The following is a 1734-nucleotide window of genomic DNA, read 5'->3' as shown; positions in this document are numbered from 1 at the left end:
CTGAACTTGATTGGGTGATGTCGGAGCCGTTCGCCTGACGGCGGCCGGTCCGCTCCGGTAGCCATGGACCGTGAGGTATGCACAGGGCGGCGGGTTGACCGACGCCGGGAGGGCCGCGAGGGAGCGAGTCCGGCTGCAGGCCGTGGAACGCTTCGAGAGCGGGCAGAAGAACAGGGAGATCGCTGCCGCGCTGCGGGTCAGCGAGCGGTCCGTGGAGCGGTGGCGCCGCCAGTGGCGCGAGCGCGGCAAAGCGGGGGTCCTGTCGAAGGGGTCGCCGGGGCGGCCGAGGCTCGGTGAAGCGCAGATCGCGAGGCTGGAACGGGAGCTGGAACGCGGGCCGCTGGTCCACGGCTGGACCGACCAGCGCTGGACACTGGCCCGGATCAAGACGTTGATCGGCCGGCTGTTCCACGTGAGCTACACGGTGGAAGGCACGTGGCTGTTGCTGAAGCGGCACGGTTGGTCCTGGCAGCAGCCCGCCCGGCGGGCGATCGAGCGCGACGACGCGGCGGTCGAGGTCTGGAAGAGGGAGACCTGGCCGCGGGTAAGAGCACCGCGGCGGCGTGTGGCGGCTGGATCGTCTTCGAGGACGAAGCCGGGCAGTCGATGACGCCGCCGCGCGGGAGAAGCTGGGGCCGCAAGGGCTCAACGCCTGTGGTCCGGGTCCGTGGCCGGGGCTCGGGCCGGGTGTCCATGGCCGGGCTGACCTGCTACAAGCCGGGGAAGCGGTCGAGGATGTTCTACTCGGTCCGTGAGTACCGGGGCCGCAAGGGCGAGCCGAAGGGCATCGGCTGGCGCGACCTGCGCGACCTGCTGGTCAGAGCGCACATCCAGCTCGGCGGCCCGATCGTGCTGGTCTGGGACAACCTGCGCATGCACCTCGTCGAGCCACTACGCGAGTTCATCGCCGACCACGCGGACTGGCTCACCGTCTTCCAGCTTCCCAGTTACTCACCGGACTTGAACCCGCAGGAGGGCATCTGGTCGCTGGTGAAGCGCGACATCGGAAACCTCGCCGCAGCCGACCTTGGCCAGATCACCCGGGCCGTCAAGCGCAGGCTCAAGCAGATCCAGTACCGCCCGGATCTGGTCGACGGCTGTCTCGCCGGCACCGGCCTGGCCCCTTGGGCCCTTGATTCTCAGGCCGGGGCCTGACGGTGTCGCTCGACCGGCGATGGGAGACGATGCAGCCCACACCAGCGCACGAAAGCGAGCAACTTCATGACGGAGCCCGCTCCGATGGACCTTATCCACCTCGCCGGTCCGGATGGGGACCGCTGCATCGTGCGCGTCACGGGACGGTTCCAGCCGGGCGTGCTGACCGGCCACGACATCCTGCACGCGGACGTGCTCGCCTCCGCGAGTTTCGTCGACGCCCGGCTCGACCTTTACCTCTTCCCGCATGACCTGGACTCCTGGGAGCAGCAGCTGTCCAATCTGCGTCCCGGCCAGACAGCCAGCATCGGCGGAGAGCGCGGCCTGAGCCTCGACATCCACATGCACGAAGACGGCTGGCTGTCGATCCAGGTGAGCGACCCGGACCGCCTTACGACGGTCCTGGGAACGCGGCCCCAGGGAGACTGGATCGCTGAGCACCGCGGGCGCCTGGAACAGGTCCGGCTGGCCTGGCCCCGCGAAGTCATCGAGACGGCCCCGGGAGCCTACGAGTGGAGCCCCAACCGCAAGCGGTGATCACCTGATCCAAACCGCCGACATCACGCATTCAAGTTCAGT

Annotated in this window: 3 protein-coding genes; all 3 read left to right on the top strand. The window is 68.9% G+C overall.

All coding sequences use genetic code 11. The features are described from left to right. Positions 1–70: 70 nt before the first annotated feature. The 3 genes from GA0115233_RS39955 (at position 71) to GA0115233_RS39945 (ending at position 1692) form a co-directional block, all read left to right on the top strand. Positions 71–610 (top strand): winged helix-turn-helix domain-containing protein, encoded by a 540-nt coding sequence (locus GA0115233_RS39955; RefSeq protein ID WP_093725690.1) that lies wholly within the window; start codon positions 71–73, stop codon positions 608–610. After that, positions 607–1155 (top strand): transposase, encoded by a 549-nt coding sequence (locus GA0115233_RS39950; protein WP_255310526.1) that lies wholly within the window; start codon positions 607–609, stop codon positions 1153–1155. Before GA0115233_RS39955 ends, GA0115233_RS39950 begins: the two co-directional genes overlap by 4 nt. Positions 1156–1239: 84 nt before the next feature. Continuing rightward, positions 1240–1692 carry a DUF5959 family protein gene (locus GA0115233_RS39945; protein WP_141689668.1) on the top strand — a complete coding sequence of 151 codons (453 nt, stop codon included), beginning with the start codon at positions 1240–1242 and terminating at the stop codon, positions 1690–1692. Positions 1693–1734: the final 42 nt, after the last annotated feature.

The organism is Streptomyces sp. DI166 (genome assembly GCF_900091315.1).
In the GTDB taxonomy this organism is placed as follows: domain Bacteria; phylum Actinomycetota; class Actinomycetes; order Streptomycetales; family Streptomycetaceae; genus Streptomyces; species Streptomyces fuscus.
The sequence above is the reverse complement of the archived record's forward strand: the minus strand, read 5'-3'. Positions and strand labels throughout refer to the sequence as shown.

What these genes read in the sequence shown, in the direction of transcription:
- GA0115233_RS39945 (WP_141689668.1), top strand. Translation starts at nt 1,240, where the DNA reads ATGGACCTTATCCACCTCGCCGGTCCGGATGGGGACCGCTGCATCGTG.
- GA0115233_RS39950 (WP_255310526.1), top strand. Translation starts at nt 607, where the DNA reads ATGACGCCGCCGCGCGGGAGAAGCTGGGGCCGCAAGGGCTCAACGCCT.